The sequence below is a fragment of the Novibacillus thermophilus genome, assembly GCF_002005165.1.
In the GTDB taxonomy this organism is placed as follows: Bacteria; Bacillota; Bacilli; order Thermoactinomycetales; family Novibacillaceae; genus Novibacillus; species Novibacillus thermophilus.
In genome coordinates this window covers 913900-930687 of record NZ_CP019699.1, presented here as the reverse complement: position 1 = coordinate 930687, position 16788 = coordinate 913900, and the positions used below count along the sequence as shown (strand labels likewise).

The following is a 16788-nucleotide window of genomic DNA, read 5'->3' as shown; positions in this document are numbered from 1 at the left end:
AACCCCTTTCCCTTCATCGGAGACTTACCTTAAACTTTCTAACGCCTTTCGATGGGCTGCAACCGTTTGTTCAATGTCGGAGTCCGTGTGCGCCGTAGACATGAACATCGTCTCAAACGGAGACGGAGCAATCATAATTCCCTGTTCAATCATGCGGCGGAAGTACGCGGCAAAGCGTTTTTTGTCCACTTGGGACGCTTCCTCGTAATTCGTCACCGGCCCATCTGTAAAGAAGCACGTCAGCATCGTCCCGACTTGATTGACCTGACACGGGACGCCCACATCTTCCGCCGCTTCGCGAAACCCTTCCGCCAACCGCTTCGTTTTGCTGATTAAATCGTCATACACACCCGGTTTCCCCAATTCCCGCAAGGTGGTGTAACCGGCCGTCATCGCCAGCGGATTCCCCGACAGTGTTCCCGCCTGGTAGATAGGACCGGAAGGGGCTACCTGTTCCACTATGTCGCGCTTCCCGCCGTACGCCCCGACCGGCAATCCGCCGCCGATCACTTTGCCAAGGGTTGTAATGTCGGGAGTGACACGATAATAGCTTTGGGCTCCTCCGTAACTGACGCGGAATCCCGTCATCACTTCGTCGAAAATGAGCAAGGCCCCGAACTCCGTCGTCACTTCCCGCAACCCTTCCAGAAATCCAGGAAGAGGCGGGACTGTCCCCATGTTGCCCGCTACAGGTTCGACAATGACTGCCGCAATGTCATCGCCGAATTTTTCAAAGGCGATCCGGACACTGTCCAAGTCGTTGTAAGGAACCGTCACGGTATGTTCCGCAGTACTTTTAGGCACGCCGGGGCTGTCGGGGAGGCCGAGGGTCGCCACACCTGAACCGGCTTTAATCAATAGACTGTCGGCATGGCCGTGGTAACAACCTGCAAATTTCAATATTTTGCTTCGGCCGGTGTACCCTCGCGCCAAGCGCAACGCACTCATCGTCGCCTCGGTCCCAGAGTTCACCATTCGCACGGTCTCTAAAGAAGGGACGATACTAGTCACGAGTTCAGCCATCTTCGTTTCCAGTTCAGTCGGTGCCCCGAAACTGGTCCCTTTTTCGGTTGCCGCTTTGAGTGCCTCGACGACCGGTTCAGGGGCGTGCCCGAGGATGAGGGGACCGTAGGACAACACGTAATCAATATATTCGTGACCGTCGATGTCGTATACGCGGGAACCTGTACCCCGTTCGATGGCAATCGGTGTCATGTCGACTGCCTTGTAGGCCCGCACCGGACTGTTCACACCACCTGGCATGACTTTTTGAGCTTTTTCAAAATTAGCTGCAGATTGGGGAAAATCGAGAGACACACTTATCACCTCTTACAACCATTTGGCTACATCTTTAGCGTGGTACGTCAACATCATGTCCGCTCCTGCCCGCTTCAGTCCTGTCAAAAGTTCCAGCACGACCTGCTGTTCGTCGATCCAACCGTTGAGAGCAGCGGCTTTCACCATCGCGTACTCACCGCTCACATTGTAAGCTACAATTGGGAGGTCGAACGCGTCACGAACTTGGCGAATAATATCCATGTAGTTGAGCGCCGGTTTCACCATTAAAAGATCGGCTCCCTGCTCCACGTCCGACCGGGCCTCCCGCAAGGCCTCCCGGGCGTTGGCTGGGTCCATTTGATACGTCTTCCGGTCGCCAAACTGGGGAGCGGAGTCCGCTGCATCGCGAAAAGGGCCGTAAAAAGCGGAAGCGTACTTGACTGCGTAGGACAGTATGGGAATGTGTTCGAACCCGGCTTCATCCAATCCTTCGCGAATGGCAGCGACAAATCCGTCCATCATGTTTGAAGGGGCGATCATGTCCGCTCCGGCCTTCGCTTGTGAGACAGCGGTTTTCACGAGCAACTTCAACGATTCATCGTTGTCCACATCGTGATCCCGGATGACACCACAGTGGCCGTGGTCGGTATACTCACACAGGCACGTGTCCGCCATGACGTACAATTCCGGTTCCGTTTCCTTGGCCAACCGAATTGCCTGTTGGACAATGCCGTCCTCCCGGTACGCCTCACTGCCCACATCGTCTTTATGCGCTGGAATGCCGAAAAACATGACCGACGGGATTCCCAACTGTTTGATTTCGTGAAGTTCTTCCGCGAGATGATCGAGGGACAACTGGTAAACCCCCGGCATCGACGGCACTTCCCGTTTGATGCCTTCTCCTTCTGCTACAAACAAGGGCAGAATGAGGTCGTCCGTCTGTAAAACCGTTTCTCGCACCATACGCCGGATCGTCCCGTTGCGCCGCAACCGGCGGTGACGTACAAATCGCTCCATTCTTCTCCTCCTCATCAATATGACAGTGTCGGGAAAGTGCCAAATACGCCCGTTTCACAAAAGGGTGATTCTGACGAACAGCGACAATGCTCAGCCACGGCGTCGGCTAGATTTCAGGTTAACGTTTCGATCGCCTCCACAAGCCCTTCAACCGTGTAATCGGCAGCAACTGCGGCCGATCCCAATCCCAGTTCGTTGAGCGCGCTCTCCGTAATCGGTCCGATGCACACTATCTGCGCTTCCGTGATCCAGTCTCGCCACGGCTCTCCCGTTTGATCCAGCGCCAACACAAAATGCCGCACCGTTGAAGGGCTTGTAAACGTAATGATGTCGATCTGCCGCTCCGCTAGCAGTTTCACGACTTCTGACGCTTTCTCTGTCTCCGGTTCCGTTTGGTAGGCGTCAACTACTGTCACGTCACAACCGATGGCACGGAGGCCGTCGGGAAGGACGTTGCGGGCAACACTGGCACGGGGTAATAAGATTTTGTCTACTTTTGTGACGTGCTGTTTCAACTCTGACAACAGAGCTTCCGCCCGGTATTCCCCGGGCAATACATCGACTTTCAATCCTTTTTCAGTTAGTGCTTTCGCCGTTTTCGGTCCAATTGCCGCAATGGACGTATGCACTAACTGGCGGGCGTCTTCCCCGGTCACGACACTCAAGCGACGGAAAAAGTGGTCCACGCCGTTGACACTCGTAAAAATAACCCACGTGTAACGGCTTAACTGACGGATGGCTTCATCCAGCTCTCGGTAACTGGCGGGCGGTGAGATGCGTATCGTCGGAAACTCATACGGTTCGCCACCTATTTGCTTGATACGTTCGCACAAATCCTTGTTTTGCGCTTGGGCGCGTGTCACGAGTACACGCTTTCCCGAGAGGGGCCGTGCGTCGTCTTCACCCAATGTTAAGCCTCCTTCCGAAGGGCCTCCAATATACGCGCCGCTCCCATTTCCGAAACGCGTTCTGCCAAATGGACGCCCAGACGTTCTGGATTATCTCCGACTGAAGACTGCCGATACACCTGTTCAGCGTTTGGATCAGCGACCAATCCCGTCAACGAAACGCTATCCCCCTCAACGGTTGCGTACGCTCCAATGGGGACTTGACAGTTCCCGTTCAGACGGTGTAAAAAAGCCCTCTCTCCTGTCACGGCTCGGGAAGTTACAGAGTCGTTCAATGTCTGGAGTAACGCAAACAATTCGTCATCGTCCTGTCGGCATTGAATTCCTAAAGCCCCTTGACCGACAGCCGGCAGCATCACATCCGTTCCCAAGTACTCTGTAATGAGATGCTGCCACCCCATGCGACGCAGACCTGCACCAGCCAACACTATGGCATCGAACGCCCCTTCGCGCATCTTTCGCAACCGGGTGTCGATATTGCCACGAACGGGTTTCACCTTAAGGTCTGGGCGAAACGCCAGTACTTGCGCCTGCCGCCTGAGACTGCTCGTGCCGACGACGGCTCCCTCAGGCAATTCGCGGAGCGTTTGACCGTCGCGGGATATCAAACAGTCCCGCGGGTCTTCCCGCTTTGTCACAGCCGCTAACGCCAAACCCTCAGCCATTTCTCCCGGCAGGTCCTTCATGCTGTGTACAGCGACATCAATTTCTCCATTCAGAAGAGCTTGTTCAATTTCTTTCACGAAAAGCCCTTTACCGCCTATTTTTGACAGCGTGACCTCTACAATGCGATCCCCTTTCGTCACGATCGGCTTCGTTTCCACCGTTAGTTCGGGGAACTGTTCCTTCAGCTTCCTGATCACCCACTTCGTCTGGGTGAGGGCCAGTGCACTTTGTCTCGTCCCGATCCGAATTGTCCTCATGTATGTGCCTCCAGTGCTGTTTTGTAAATTCTTAATACTATCCTCGAAGACTTCACCAACGGTGAAACGAGATTCCAAAATTTGATATAAACGTATTTAGAATGACCGTTGAAAAGGCGATCGCATTCGACAAGGCCAGTGGCTTTCCGCTCCAATTAGACACAGTTCGGCGAAACACGTAATAGGCGTAGACGAAGAAGACCAGAAATGACGTCCACGTTTTAACGTCCAGCCAGAATCCGGCGACTGCCTGTTGATGCGCCCAAATAATCCCTAGGATGAGTGAAGACAACAACAGCGGTACTCCGATGACACTCGACCCGTAAATTAGCGGCTCGATTCTACTCAAGCTCGGAGCCCGCAAGACCAGCTTGTTCCACCGCTTCTTTTTGAGCATGTAGTTAAGCGTGAGATACAAAAGCGATAACAAAAAAGAGAACAAGAAAAATGCGTACGCTACAAGCGCCAGACTAACGTGGAGAAACAGCAACTCTGAAACCAGCTGGCGGCTTATGGCCGCTGAAGCGTCACGCGTTACAAACAAGCTGGCGGCGACCATCCCGAACCCGGCGACGTTGGAAATGAAGACAAAGAGCGGCATGCGGAACAAGGCATTGACTATAATTGAAAACGTTACAATGACCCACGCGTAAAACATCAGCGTGTCAAACATGGATAAAACAGGAACAAAATCGCGCTCCATAAACCGGATGAACAAAAAGGTAGACTGCAGTGCCCACACTCCGATCAGAAGACTCATTGCGATCCAGTTCCTGCGCTTGCTCGCGTGTAAAAAGTCCGAAAAAAAGAACAAGACACTTAACGCGTACAAATAGATCGTCACACCGTAAATGTAACGCTCCGCCCCCATACGCCCTCACCTTTCGTCATGTGCGGACCGGTACCCGTTCGACCGTCGGACTGTACGTTTCCTGTCCCGCTTCTTCTTCGCCTTCTTCCTCTACTTCCAGTGCAAACAGGCGTTCAAACAGTTTTAACGCCTCTTCACCTCCCGGCTCCGCTGCCAACTCCTTAATCTGTATAATTGGATCGCGCAGCAACTGGTTCACGATGCTCTTCGTCTGTTTACTCAATATTTTCCGCTCCCGCTCTGTTAAATCCGGAATCTTGCGCTCAATGCGTTGCATCGCTTCAGCCTGAGCGTTGAGCGCTTTCTCCCGCAGGGCCGAGATGAGCGGAACAACGCCGAGTGTTTGCAACCAGGAAGTGAACTCGTCCATTTCAGCTAAAATCAATTCCCGAACTTTTTCCGCTTCCTTTGCCCTTTCTTCTTTGTTAAACGCCACTATCCCTTCTAGATCGTCAATGTCGTACAGAAACACATTCTCGATGTCGTGAACTGATGCGTCGATGTCTCGGGGTACGGCAATGTCGATTAAAAACAGCGGGCGGTTCCGCCTTTTCTTCATCACCCTGGCCACTTGCTCCTTCGTTAACACGGCCTCTTCTGAACCCGTTGACGAGATGATGACATCTGACTTTTCCACTGCTTGCTCTAAGTGGTGAAAGGAGTAGGCCTCTCCTGAAAAGCGCTCCGCCAACGCCTCTCCCCGTTCTTTCGACCGGTTGACGACGAGGACGCGGTCCGCACCGTTCGACTGCAAATGTTTCGCCGTCAGTTCACCCATCTTCCCGGCACCGAGAATGAGCATCGTTTTCCCCGTAAAATCATCAAATATCTTTTTGCCGAGTTCTACTGCGGCATAACTGACAGATACGGCATTTTGGCCGATCTCCGTCTCGCTTTGCGCTTTCTTGCCAACCGTGACAGCTTGTCTGAACAATCTGTTCAACAACGTACCCGTTGAACCGGCTTCTTGGGCCGTTTGCATCGCCTCTCGCACTTGGCCCAAAATCTGGGTTTCGCCCAGAACCATGGAATCGAGGCCGCATGCCACTTCAAACAAGTGCTCGACGGCCTCATTGCCATCCAGCATGTACAGATGATCGACAAACTCTTCAGTGTCTATATTGAACCACTGGGCTAAAAATGTCTTGACATAGTAGCGTCCAGTGTGCAGTTGGTCACAAACGACGTATATCTCCATCCGGTTGCACGTGCTCAAAATGGCGCACTCCAAAATGCTTTTCGTATTTCGCAAGGTTTTCAACGCCCGCGGTAACGATGAAGGGGAAATCGCGAATCGTTCGCGTACAGATACAGGTGCTGATTTATGGTTAAGACCGATTGTCAAAATGTGCATCACGTTCACCCCCAGCTAAACCGACCCGACGTTTTACTCGTCACGTCTCATTATAACACACGGTGCTGTCAGGAATACGCGAGAATGTGAACGAATTATGATTGTATAAAGAAAGAGGTACCGGAACACTTTCCAGTACCTCTCTCGACCGTTGATTGAAGTTAAACCATCCACCATATACCGAACACGCACACGAATCCAAGGGCAGCACCCCAAAATATAAACAGACTGGTAGACACCTTTTCGTGTTTTAAGTGCATGAAAATATACACTTGCAAAAAAGCCTGAACAACCGCAAGTATCACGATAAAGCTAATTAATGGCCCAGGCGACATGAGCTCCATCCCAACCGCGACAAACGCGACAACGGTCATCACGATCATGATTGCCCAATTGAACACGTGAAACCACACCACATTTTTCGCCTCAGGTTGATGGTGTCCTTCCGTTTTTTCCATTCGCCTCTTAGACCACCTTTCCCATCAAATAGACAATGGTGAAAATCAAGACCCAGACGACGTCGATAAAGTGCCAGTACAGACCGGCAATATACAACTTAGACGCATTTTGTTTCGTGAGGGCGGGTTTCCGCGTAAAGGCGTAATTGTTGAGCGATTGAAGTTGCAAGGCGGTTAACCAGAACAAACCGAACGCCACGTGTAAGCCGTGAAAGCCGACGAGCGCGTAAAACGCAGATCCGTAAGCGCTGCTGGTGAAGGTCAAACCAATGCTGTAGTAGTGAACGAACTCGTACACCTGCATCAGCAAAAATATCGTGCCCAGAAGGATCGTCATAAACAGCCAAAAGTGCATCATGCGAAGGTTGCCCCGCTGCATCCCTACTGTCGACAACACGCCTGTCAAACTGCTCGTGAGCAGAATGAACGTCATGACGAAGACGAACACGAGGTCGAACGCTTCTTTTGGACCCGGGCCGTCTCCATACGAACCTTGGAGCGCGAGGTAAGTGCCGATCAAAGACGCAAAGATGATACACTCACTGGAAAGGAACAACCAAAAGCCTAAAATTCGGTTGCGGTTTTGCAGCGTCGACCTCTCCAGCGGCCATGCTGGAGAGGCTTCAGAGTGTTGCGCGCTGTTAGCCATGAGCTTCCTCTCCCCCTTCATTCCCGGAATCCGGATCGCGCGGATCGATGTGGTAGCCTTCGTCCTCTTCCAATATATAGGCTAAGAAGATACCAGTGAAGACGACCATCGCCAGTAAAGCCACGCCAAAACTGCGGTAAATTGCTGCCAAGCCAGCGATCATGAAGACCACACTCTGTAAGATGGGCAAATACGAGTTGGACGGCATATGAATCGGTCCCATCGGTTCGGCTGCCGTCACTTGGGACTTCCCTGCCTGTTTTTCTAACCAGAAGGAATCGAGCCCTTTCACCAACGGAGTCTGGGCGAAGTTATAGACAGGTGTCGGATTCGGCAGTGCCCACTCAAGTGTACGGCCGTCCCACGGATCGTGAGGCGCAGGTTTCCCTTTGCGTGCGGTCAACACGATGTTGTACACCAAGATGAGCACGCCTACGGCAAACACAAAGGCCCCGATGGTACTGACAAGGTTCCAGAATTCGAGCCCCATTCCCTCCTGGTAAGTGAACACACGCCGGGGCATGCCCATCAATCCCAGGAAGTGTTGCGGGAAGAAAATCATGTGAAATCCGATAAACGTCAGCCAGAAATTCCACTTACCGAGCCGCTCATCCAACATGCGGTTAAACATGCGCGGATACCAGTAGTACAGAGCGGCCATAATGGCGAATACAGTACCGCCAATCAAGACGTAATGGAAGTGGGCCACCACAAAGTAGCTGTCATGGTACTGATAGTCGGCGGGCGCAGTGGCCACCATGACCCCCGTCACCCCACCCATGACAAAGGTCGGGATAAAGCCGACGGCGTACAGCATCGCAGTAGTAAATTGAATTCTGCCGCCCCACATCGTAAACAGCCAGTTAAATATTTTGATTCCCGTCGGTATGGCAATCAACATGGAGCTGACGGAAAAAATGGCGTTTACGAGCGGCCCTAATCCGTCGGTAAACATGTGGTGCACCCAGACCATGTACCCGAGGAAACCGATGACGACAGTTGAAAACACCATGGCGCTGTAACCAAACAAGCGTTTCTTAGAGAACGTCGCAAACACTTCGGACATAATCCCGAACGCGGGAAGGATGACGATGTACACTTCGGGGTGACCGAATAACCAGAACAAGTGCTGCCAAATGAGCACATTGCCGCCTTCCCCGACATTAAAGAAGTTAGCATCGAACAAACGGTCGAACATGAGTAAAAACAAGTTAATCGTCAACGGGGGAAAAGCAAACAGAATGAGCGCTGACGTCACAAACGTCGTCCACGTAAACAGCGGCATACGCAGGTACGTCATGCCCGGAGCGCGCATGTTCACGATCGTGACAATAAAGTTGATGGCCCCCATGATTGTACCGAAACCGGAAATTTGCAGCCCGATGTCGTAAAAGTCCATCCCCGGTCCCGGACTGTACTGATCTAACGTAACAGGCGCATAGGCAAACCAGCCCCCGTCCGGTGCCCCTCCAGCAAACCAACTTATGTTAAAGATCAGCGCCCCGACGAAAAACAACCAGAAGCTAAACGCGTTCATGGCAGGAAACGCCACGTCGCGCGCACCGATCTGCAACGGCATGATGTAGTTCATAAACCCGATCAAAATCGGCATCGCGACAAAGAATATCATCGTCGTGCCATGAGTCGTAAACAGTTGGTTAAACGTATCCGGCCCAACGAAATCCTGGTTCGGACCGATCAACTGCAGGCGTATCAGTAAAGCTTCAATTCCTCCAACAAACAAATAAAACAGACCGGAGGCAATGTACATAATTCCAATCTTTTTGTGGTCGACGGTCGTCATCCAATCCCAGACCGTTGCCCAAAAAGACTGTTTATGCAAAGGATGTTGTTGAGCTAAATCAGCGTGTTTCGGCAAAGTGGACATTTCGACGCTGTCTCCTCCTTTCTTGAGGTTACATTACTTAAGGTTGAGCAAGTACTCAGCCAGCGCTTCAGCTTGCTGTTCATCGATATCGAGATCGGGCATCAAGTTACCCGGTTTAATGTCTTGAGGGTTCATAATCCAGTCTACTAAGTTCTCTTTATTGTTTTCCATGATCGCGGCCGCCATCTTGTTGCGATTGCCGTAGTTCGCCAAGTTCGGTCCTTGCATGCCGACGGTATCTTCCGAGGCCTCAACGGCGTGGCAGCTGGCGCAACTTTGGGTGAAGATTTCTTGTCCTTCCTGTGCAAGTTGTGTCTGTGGTTCAGACGGCGGTTCCGTCATTTGCGCCACCCAACTGTCAAATTCTTCCGGTTCGTGGGCCACCACTTGAAATGCCATCAAAGCGTGAGAAGAACCGCAGTACTCTGCGCACTGTCCAGAGTAAATCCCCGGCTCATCGGCTTGCAGCCACATGTAGTTCGTCCGCCCGGGAATGGTGTCCGTTTTACCTGCCAATTTCGGTACCCAAAACGAATGAATGACGTCCGATGCTTCAAGATGCAAGTGTATTTTTTTCCCAGTTGGAATATGTAGTTCATTAGCTGTGACGATTCCAAGTTCCGGGTAATAAAACTCCCACCAATATTGTTTCCCTGTCACGACAATTTCTACTCCATCCCCGTCGTCCGATGCGTCTGCCAAATTGTATGTCACCGATATGGTGGGGACGAGCAGGATCGTCAGCAGAATAGCGGGAATCACGACCCACGTGATCTCGAGCCACTTGTTCCCTTCCACCTGCTCAGGGATATATTCTTGACCTTTCCGCGCGCGATAGCGAAAAAGAACATATAACAGAATAACGGCGACGACAATCGTCACACCCATCATGATCCAAAAACTAAGGTATATGAGGGACACCTGCTGTTCCGCCACAGGCCCTTTCGGATCGAGCGTAGACTGTTCCACAGTGCAACCCACGAGGCCAAATGCCGCAACGGTTAACATGAACAGCAAAAGCGTCACACCACGGTTTCGTCTCATACGATCAACACGACCTCACTTTCTCAATGTAATCGACAACGTCTAAACAGAAGGCGAATCTGACCACCCCATACAATACCATATACCACAACCCTTGTACAGCAGGCGACTTTCAGTCAGTATGACCCATTATAAAAGCATGCCTAAATGTTATTATAAAGAATTTTTACCTTTCTATGTGTGACAGACTGCCGAACATTTCGTAAAAAAAAATAGGTCCCTTTTCAAAACAGGGACCGCCCTATCAATCAGTTCGCTATTCGAGATCGAATCTCGTCGTGTTCCTCGTCTTCTCCCGAAACCGATCAAACGCCAGCTCAATCAATGTTTCCACTAACTGAGAGTAAGACAGTCCCGAATGTTCCCATAGTTTGGCGTACATACTGTATTTCGTAAATCCGGGCATCGTATTGATCTCGTTAATCAAGACTCGGCCGTTGTCTGTTCGCACAAAAAAATCGACCCGCGCCAACCCAGACCCGTCAATGGCCTGAAACGCTTCAATCGCCCACTTCTGCAACTTCTCCTTCGTCTCGTTCGGCAGTTCTGCCGGGATGTGCATCACCGATTTACCGTCGATGTACTTGGCACGATAGTCGTAAAACTCATTGGAAGGGACGATTTCTCCCGGAACTGACGCCTTCGGATCATCGTTTCCCAGAACAGCGACTTCCACCTCGCGGGCCGGAATAAACTCTTCCACGATCACTTTGCGGTCGTAGCGACAGGCCAAATCGATCGCCTCACACAAAGTGTTTCGGTCTTTCGCCTTCGAAATGCCGACACTGGAACCGAGGTTGGCCGGTTTCACAAAACACGGGTAAGTGAACTCTTTTTCAATCTGCTCGACGATCGCAAGTCGATCACTCTCCCAGTTTCGGCGCAAAACTGACGTAAAGTGACCTTGAGGCAGCCCTGCCTGAGCAAAAATTTGTTTCATGACGACTTTATCCATCCCGACTGCTGAAGCTAACACTCCGGCACCGACATACGGTTTCCCGGCCATTTCCAACAGGCCCTGAATGGTTCCATCTTCTCCGTAAGTGCCGTGGAGAACCGGAAAGAAGACATCGACTTCCTGCATCGTCACCGTCAACATCCCCGATCTCAATCTGGCTGATGTCAACGCTCTGTTGGACGTCAGTCGGTCGACAGCGGAAATGAGGTGATTGGACGTCAACCGATTTAACGTTCTGCTGTCAATCTTCTCCTCCAACATGGCAAGGGAGGCACTTCCGCCCTTCCACTCGCCTTCATGGCTGATCGCAACGGGAATGACTTCGAATTTGTCCGGATTCATTGACTCAATGACCGAGCACGCCGACTGAATGGACACCTCGTGTTCACCAGATCTTCCCCCGAACAAGACGGCGACTTTCACTTTTTTAGACAACCTCTTCACCTTCCCCCATGTAAATCCGGTTCATACAATACACTATTCAATACGCAATTTCCCGTTTACGCGTTTGAAACGTACGAAGTGATCGCTCTCCAGAGGGGTTCTTTCCCTTCACCTGTCGCTGAGGAAAAAGCGACGATATCCTCCGGGCGAACCCCCAGTTCCCGTTGAATGGCCTTCACTTGTTGCAGCCGCTTCCCTTTTGAGAGTTTATCTGATTTTGTCGCCACGACAACAGTCGGGATCGTGTAGTAGTCTAACCAATCGAACATGTTCACATCATCCCGCGTAGGTTTATGCCGCACGTCAACGAGAAGCAAGGCGCACGTTAATTCCTCCCGCTTCCGCAAGTAGTGTTCGATCATGTGTCCCCATTGCGCTTTTGTCTGTTTGGACACTTTCGCATACCCGTATCCCGGTAAATCGACAAAGTAAAAAGCGCGGTTAATCAAATAAAAGTTCAGCGTTTGTGTCTTTCCCGGTGTAGAGCTCGTGTGGGCCAACCGTTTACGATTTATCATGCGGTTAATCAACGAAGACTTTCCCACATTGGAACGTCCGACGAGGGCAATTTCCGGGAGAGATCCTTTCGGATACTGTTCCGGCTTAACCGCGCTCACAACCAATTCTGCGTGGTTCACTATCATTTTGGCACCCTGACCAAGGCGTGTTTCAACACGGCGTCCATATGTTCAACGGGGACAAATTGGAGGTCTTTTCGCACACTTTCTGGGATGTCGTCCAGATCTTTTACATTGTCCCGCGGGAACAACACTTTTTTGATTCCAGCCCGGTGAGCGCTGAGAGACTTTTCCTTCAAACCGCCGATCGGGAGCACGCGTCCCCGGAGAGTAATTTCGCCGGTCATCGCCACTTCGCGGGACACGGGTATCTCCGTCAGCGCTGAAACGAGGGCAGTTGCCATTGTGATGCCCGCTGAAGGGCCGTCCTTCGGGATAGCCCCTTGAGGAACGTGGATGTGGATGTCGTACTTCTCGTTGAAGTCGACGGGAATTTTAAGGGTGTCGGCGCGGGAGCGAATGTAGCTGAAAGCCGCTTGAGCCGATTCTTTCATTACGTCTCCAAGGGAGCCCGTCAATGTCAATTTTCCTTTCCCCGGTAAGAGCGTCACTTCGATGGAAAGCGTATCGCCCCCGGCCTCCGTCCACGCCAGCCCAGTCGCCGCTCCCACCTGATCTTCCGCCTCCGCTATGCCGTAGCGGTACTTCTCCGGCCCTAAGAAATTTGAGACGTTTTTCGGCGTGACAACCACCCGTTTCTTCTCTCCGGCCACCAATATTTTCGCTGCTTTGCGGCAAAGAGACGCAATCGTGCGTTCCAAGTTGCGCACACCGGCTTCCCGAGTGTACACGCGAATGATTTTCAGCAGCGCCCCTTGCTGGATTTGCAGTTTGTCGCCAGTTAAACCGTGTTCTTTCAACTGCTTGGGCAACAAGTAGTGTTGCGCAATTTTCTGCTTCTCTAACTCGGTGTAACCCGAGATGTAGAGCACTTCCATCCGGTCCAACAACGGGCGTGGAATGTTGTGCATCACGTTAGCCGTCGTAATAAACATCACTTTGGAAAGGTCGTACGGCAGTTCAATGTAATGGTCGCTAAACGAATGGTTTTGTTCCGGATCCAAAACCTCTAACAGAGCGGCGGCAGGGTCCCCGCGGAAATCCATCGCCATTTTATCGATTTCGTCTAGAAGAAAGACAGGGTTCACGCTGCCGGCACTCTTCATCCCTTGCATAATTCGCCCGGGCATGGCGCCCACATACGTGCGGCGGTGTCCGCGGATTTCCGCTTCATCCCGTACTCCTCCCAGTGATACTCGAACGAACTTGCGTCCGAGTGAGCGGGCAATGGAGCGGGCGAGAGACGTTTTTCCGACACCTGGAGGACCGACGAGACAGAGGATTGGGCCTTTCAATTTTTTGACCATTTGCTGGACGGCCAAATATTCGAGCACCCGTTCTTTTACCTTTTCCAATCCGTAATGGTCTTCGTCCAACACTTTTTCCGCGCGGCGAATGTTTAACCGGTCTTCCGTCTCGTACGACCACGGTAAATCCAGCAGCCACTCTACGTAGGTGCGGATGACACTCCCCTCTGCAGATGTAGGCGGCATTTTCTCCAGCCGGGCGATTTCCTTCTCTGCTTTTTCCTTCACTCCTTTTGGAGCATCGGACTCACTCAAACGCTCGCGCAGTTCCTCTGCCTCACCGGCTCTTCCCTCTTTTTCACCCAACTCGCGTTGAATCGCCCTCATCTGCTCCCGGAGGTAGTACTCTTTCTGCGTTTTCTCCATTTGCTTTTTCACGCGCTGGCTGATTTTGCGCTCCAACTCCAGCACTTCGCGCTCGTCATTCAACAGGTTGAGAAGTTTCTCCAACCGCTTCTTAATGTCGATCGTTTCCAAGATCCGCTGTTTGTCTTTTAACTTCAAAGGTAAATGGGACGTCACAAGGTCGGCCAGCCGCCCCGGTTCATCTATGTCCTGAACTGCGGAAAAGGTTTCTGGCGTCACCTTCTTCGTCAGTTTGACGTATTGCTCAAACTGTCCCAAAGCCGTCCGCATCAACGCTTCAATTTCAGGGGAATCTGGCTCGTCCTGGTCAATTTGTTCCACTTTGACGCGGAAAAATGTCTCCTCTTGCACATATTCCAACAGTTTTCCCCTGGCCAACCCTTCAACCAATACGCGGATGGTCCCGTTCGGCAACTTTAACATCTGTCTCACTCTGGCCACTGTGCCGGTTCTGTATATGTCATCGACACTTGGTTCCTCAACGTTCACTTCTTTCTGTGTGGCCAGGAAGAGCTCATTGTCTGCCAGCATCGCCTCATCTAACGCTTTGATCGACTTTTCCCGGCCCACGTCTAAATGCAACACTGTTCCCGGATAGACAATCAACCCCCGCAACGGCAGTAAGGGAAGTGTTTTCTCCGTTGTTTTGATCCCCAATTGACGGGCACCTCCGTACTGTTTAAAAAAAAGAGGCAAAAATATTTTTGCCTTCGTTCACTTTGTAAATTTTATCTTAATCGCCGTACTTTGTCCATTGACATCTATCTGGCAAGTGGTGAAGCAGTCATGATGTCGGCCGGCTTCTCTTGTGTCCCGGTCCGCTCGCTGACTTTCTCTTGTGGCAGCAGCATATGTTCTAACACTTGTTCTATGCGGGTCACAGGAACGACTTCAATACCTATGTCCTTAAAGATACTCTGCCAGTTGTCTTGTGGGATCAACACTTTTCGTGCACCGGCTTGCATGGCCGCATTCACCTTGGCCACCACGCCTCCCACCGGTTTCACGTTTCCGCGAATGCTGATTTCCCCTGTAAGAGCTGTTTCGTTGTCCACAGGCACACCCTTGATCGCAGAGTAAATGGCCGTAGCCAAGGCCACCCCGGCAGAAGGACCGTCGACGGGCATCCCGCCGGGGAAGTTAACATGCAAGTCGTATTGATACGGATTGACGTCAGTTTTTTTCAGGACGGTGAGGACATTTTCTACGGAAGCTTTGGCCAGGCTCTTCCGTTTTAAAGACCGGCCTCCCCTGCCTTCACCGAGCGTCTCTTCCTCCACTACTCCGGTTATGTTGACCGATCCTTTTTCTCCCCGCCCTATTTTGCTCGCCGTCACTTCAATCTCCAACAATGACCCCAAATTCGGCCCGTAGACCGCTAACCCGTTGACGACCCCGATTTGCGGCTGAGGAGGGATTTTTTTGTCTGGACGGGGTGTGATTTGACTGTTGTGAGCAACCCATTCCACATCCTTAGCCAAAATCGTGTGCCGCCCTTCCGTCAGTCCCAAACCGTAGGCGATTTGCACCATATTGACGGCTTCGCGCCCGTTTGTAGCGTATTTTTTGACCACTTCAACGGCCTCGGGCTGTGCCTGAATTTGTAATTTCTCAACGGCTTTCCACGCAATCTGCTCAATCTCTTCAGGAAGCAGCGCTCGAAAAAATATTTCAAGACAACGGGAACGAATCGCCGGCGGTATTTCCTCGGCGGTGCGCGTCGTTGCGCCAACCAAGCGAAAATCGGCCGGCAAGCCGTTTTGAAAAATGTCGTGAATGTGACTGGGGATGTTCGAGTCTTCCGGGCTGTAGTAAGCCGACTCCAAAAATACTTTACGGTCTTCCAACACTTTCAACATTTTATTCATCTGAATCGGGTGCAGTTCCCCAATTTCGTCAATAAAAAGTAGCCCACCGTGCGCTTTCGTCACAGCCCCTTGCTTCGGCTGGGGAATCCCCGCGACACCCATCGCGCCGGCACCTTGGTAGATTGGATCGTGAACCGAACCGATCAACGGGTCGGCAATTCCCCGTTCGTCAAACCGGGCAGTCGTCGCGTCTAATTCAACAAACTTCGCATCGTGTTTAAACGGTGAGAATGGATTTTTGCGCGCTTCTTCCAATACAACCCGCGCGGCAGCCGTCTTCCCAACTCCAGGGGGGCCGTAAATGATGACGTGCTGGGGATTCGGCCCGCACAAAGCAGCGCGAAGAGCGCGGAGCCCTTCTTCTTGACCGACAATATCGTCCAGTTTCGCCGGACGAGTCCTTTCGGCCAACGGTTCGGACAGGGTGATTTGACGAAGCTTCTGCAGTTTCTCCATCTCTTTTTTCGATTCGCGGTTGACAGCAATTTTGTTGGATTGTTGGCTCTTGAGCATGTTCCAAAAGTACAGGCCGATAATGACACTAAAAAAGACATTAACGACCAGCAAAGCCGTTGTCATGTTCACGTCACGTTCCTCCCGGTAGTTCTCAATTCATCCATAGTATTACCGCGAGGAACAGGGAGTAATCATACAAAAAACGCCGGGAGCCATACCCCGGCGTTAACTGTGTGTACGCCCAGCATGGGCGTCATCTATAGGGCGAAAGTCCCGAACGGGGGCTGGCGAGCGCCTACCGTAGTCAAAGGCAAGGGTGTCCGTCGCGAGGCGGAATCTGAAGGAAGCCGGAGACAAACGC

Annotated in this window: 14 protein-coding genes; all 14 read right to left on the bottom strand. The window is 51.8% G+C overall.

Going from position 1 to position 16788, the window contains the following annotated elements; all coding sequences use genetic code 11:
• Positions 1-24: 24 nt before the first annotated feature.
• Complete coding sequence (hemL, locus tag B0W44_RS04560; RefSeq protein ID WP_077718970.1) at positions 25-1317, bottom strand: glutamate-1-semialdehyde 2,1-aminomutase; 1293 nt, start codon at positions 1315-1317, stop codon at positions 25-27.
• Positions 1318-1329: 12 nt separating this feature from the next.
• The gene (gene hemB, locus B0W44_RS04555; RefSeq protein ID WP_077718969.1) at positions 1330-2295 is read right to left on the bottom strand and encodes a porphobilinogen synthase; all 966 of its coding nucleotides are present in this window, start codon (positions 2293-2295) and stop codon (positions 1330-1332) included.
• Positions 2296-2408: 113 nt separating this feature from the next.
• Entirely contained in the window at positions 2409-3203 is a 795-nt protein-coding gene (locus B0W44_RS04550) for a uroporphyrinogen-III synthase (RefSeq protein ID WP_169835422.1), read from the bottom strand.
• A 2-nt stretch (positions 3204-3205) separates the two neighbouring features.
• Positions 3206-4126 (bottom strand): hydroxymethylbilane synthase, encoded by a 921-nt coding sequence (gene hemC, locus B0W44_RS04545; protein WP_077718967.1) that lies wholly within the window; start codon positions 4124-4126, stop codon positions 3206-3208.
• 52 nt (positions 4127-4178) lie between these two features.
• The gene (locus B0W44_RS04540; RefSeq protein WP_077718966.1) at positions 4179-4997 is read right to left on the bottom strand and encodes a cytochrome C assembly family protein; all 819 of its coding nucleotides are present in this window, start codon (positions 4995-4997) and stop codon (positions 4179-4181) included.
• A 16-nt stretch (positions 4998-5013) separates the two neighbouring features.
• The gene (gene hemA, locus B0W44_RS04535) at positions 5014-6351 is read right to left on the bottom strand and encodes a glutamyl-tRNA reductase (RefSeq protein ID WP_077718965.1); all 1338 of its coding nucleotides are present in this window, start codon (positions 6349-6351) and stop codon (positions 5014-5016) included.
• Between the two features lie 161 nt (positions 6352-6512).
• Positions 6513-6809 (bottom strand): cytochrome C oxidase subunit IV family protein, encoded by a 297-nt coding sequence (locus B0W44_RS04530; RefSeq protein WP_077718964.1) that lies wholly within the window; start codon positions 6807-6809, stop codon positions 6513-6515.
• A 7-nt stretch (positions 6810-6816) separates the two neighbouring features.
• Positions 6817-7458 carry a cytochrome (ubi)quinol oxidase subunit III gene (locus B0W44_RS04525; RefSeq protein WP_077718963.1) on the bottom strand — a complete coding sequence of 214 codons (642 nt, stop codon included), beginning with the start codon at positions 7456-7458 and terminating at the stop codon, positions 6817-6819.
• Complete coding sequence (ctaD, locus tag B0W44_RS04520; RefSeq protein ID WP_228441641.1) at positions 7451-9262, bottom strand: cytochrome c oxidase subunit I; 1812 nt, start codon at positions 9260-9262, stop codon at positions 7451-7453. Before ctaD ends, B0W44_RS04525 begins: the two co-directional genes overlap by 8 nt.
• A gap of 117 nt (positions 9263-9379) precedes the next feature.
• Positions 9380-10390: a cytochrome c oxidase subunit II gene (gene coxB, locus B0W44_RS04515; protein ID WP_077718961.1), complete on the bottom strand. Its 1011-nt coding sequence runs from the start codon at positions 10388-10390 to the stop codon at positions 9380-9382.
• Positions 10391-10646: 256 nt separating this feature from the next.
• Positions 10647-11792: a D-alanine--D-alanine ligase gene (locus B0W44_RS04510; RefSeq protein WP_335582654.1), complete on the bottom strand. Its 1146-nt coding sequence runs from the start codon at positions 11790-11792 to the stop codon at positions 10647-10649.
• Between the two features lie 56 nt (positions 11793-11848).
• On the bottom strand, positions 11849-12436 hold the full coding sequence (gene yihA / locus B0W44_RS04505) for a ribosome biogenesis GTP-binding protein YihA/YsxC (RefSeq protein ID WP_077718959.1): 588 nt from the start codon (positions 12434-12436) through the stop codon (positions 11849-11851).
• Positions 12433-14760, bottom strand: coding sequence for an endopeptidase La (gene lon / locus B0W44_RS04500; protein WP_077718958.1), 2328 nt, complete (start codon positions 14758-14760; stop codon positions 12433-12435). The genes yihA and lon overlap by 4 nt, the downstream gene beginning before the upstream one ends.
• 104 nt (positions 14761-14864) lie before the next feature.
• Entirely contained in the window at positions 14865-16556 is a 1692-nt protein-coding gene (gene lonB / locus B0W44_RS04495; protein WP_077718957.1) for an ATP-dependent protease LonB, read from the bottom strand.
• Positions 16557-16788: the final 232 nt, after the last annotated feature.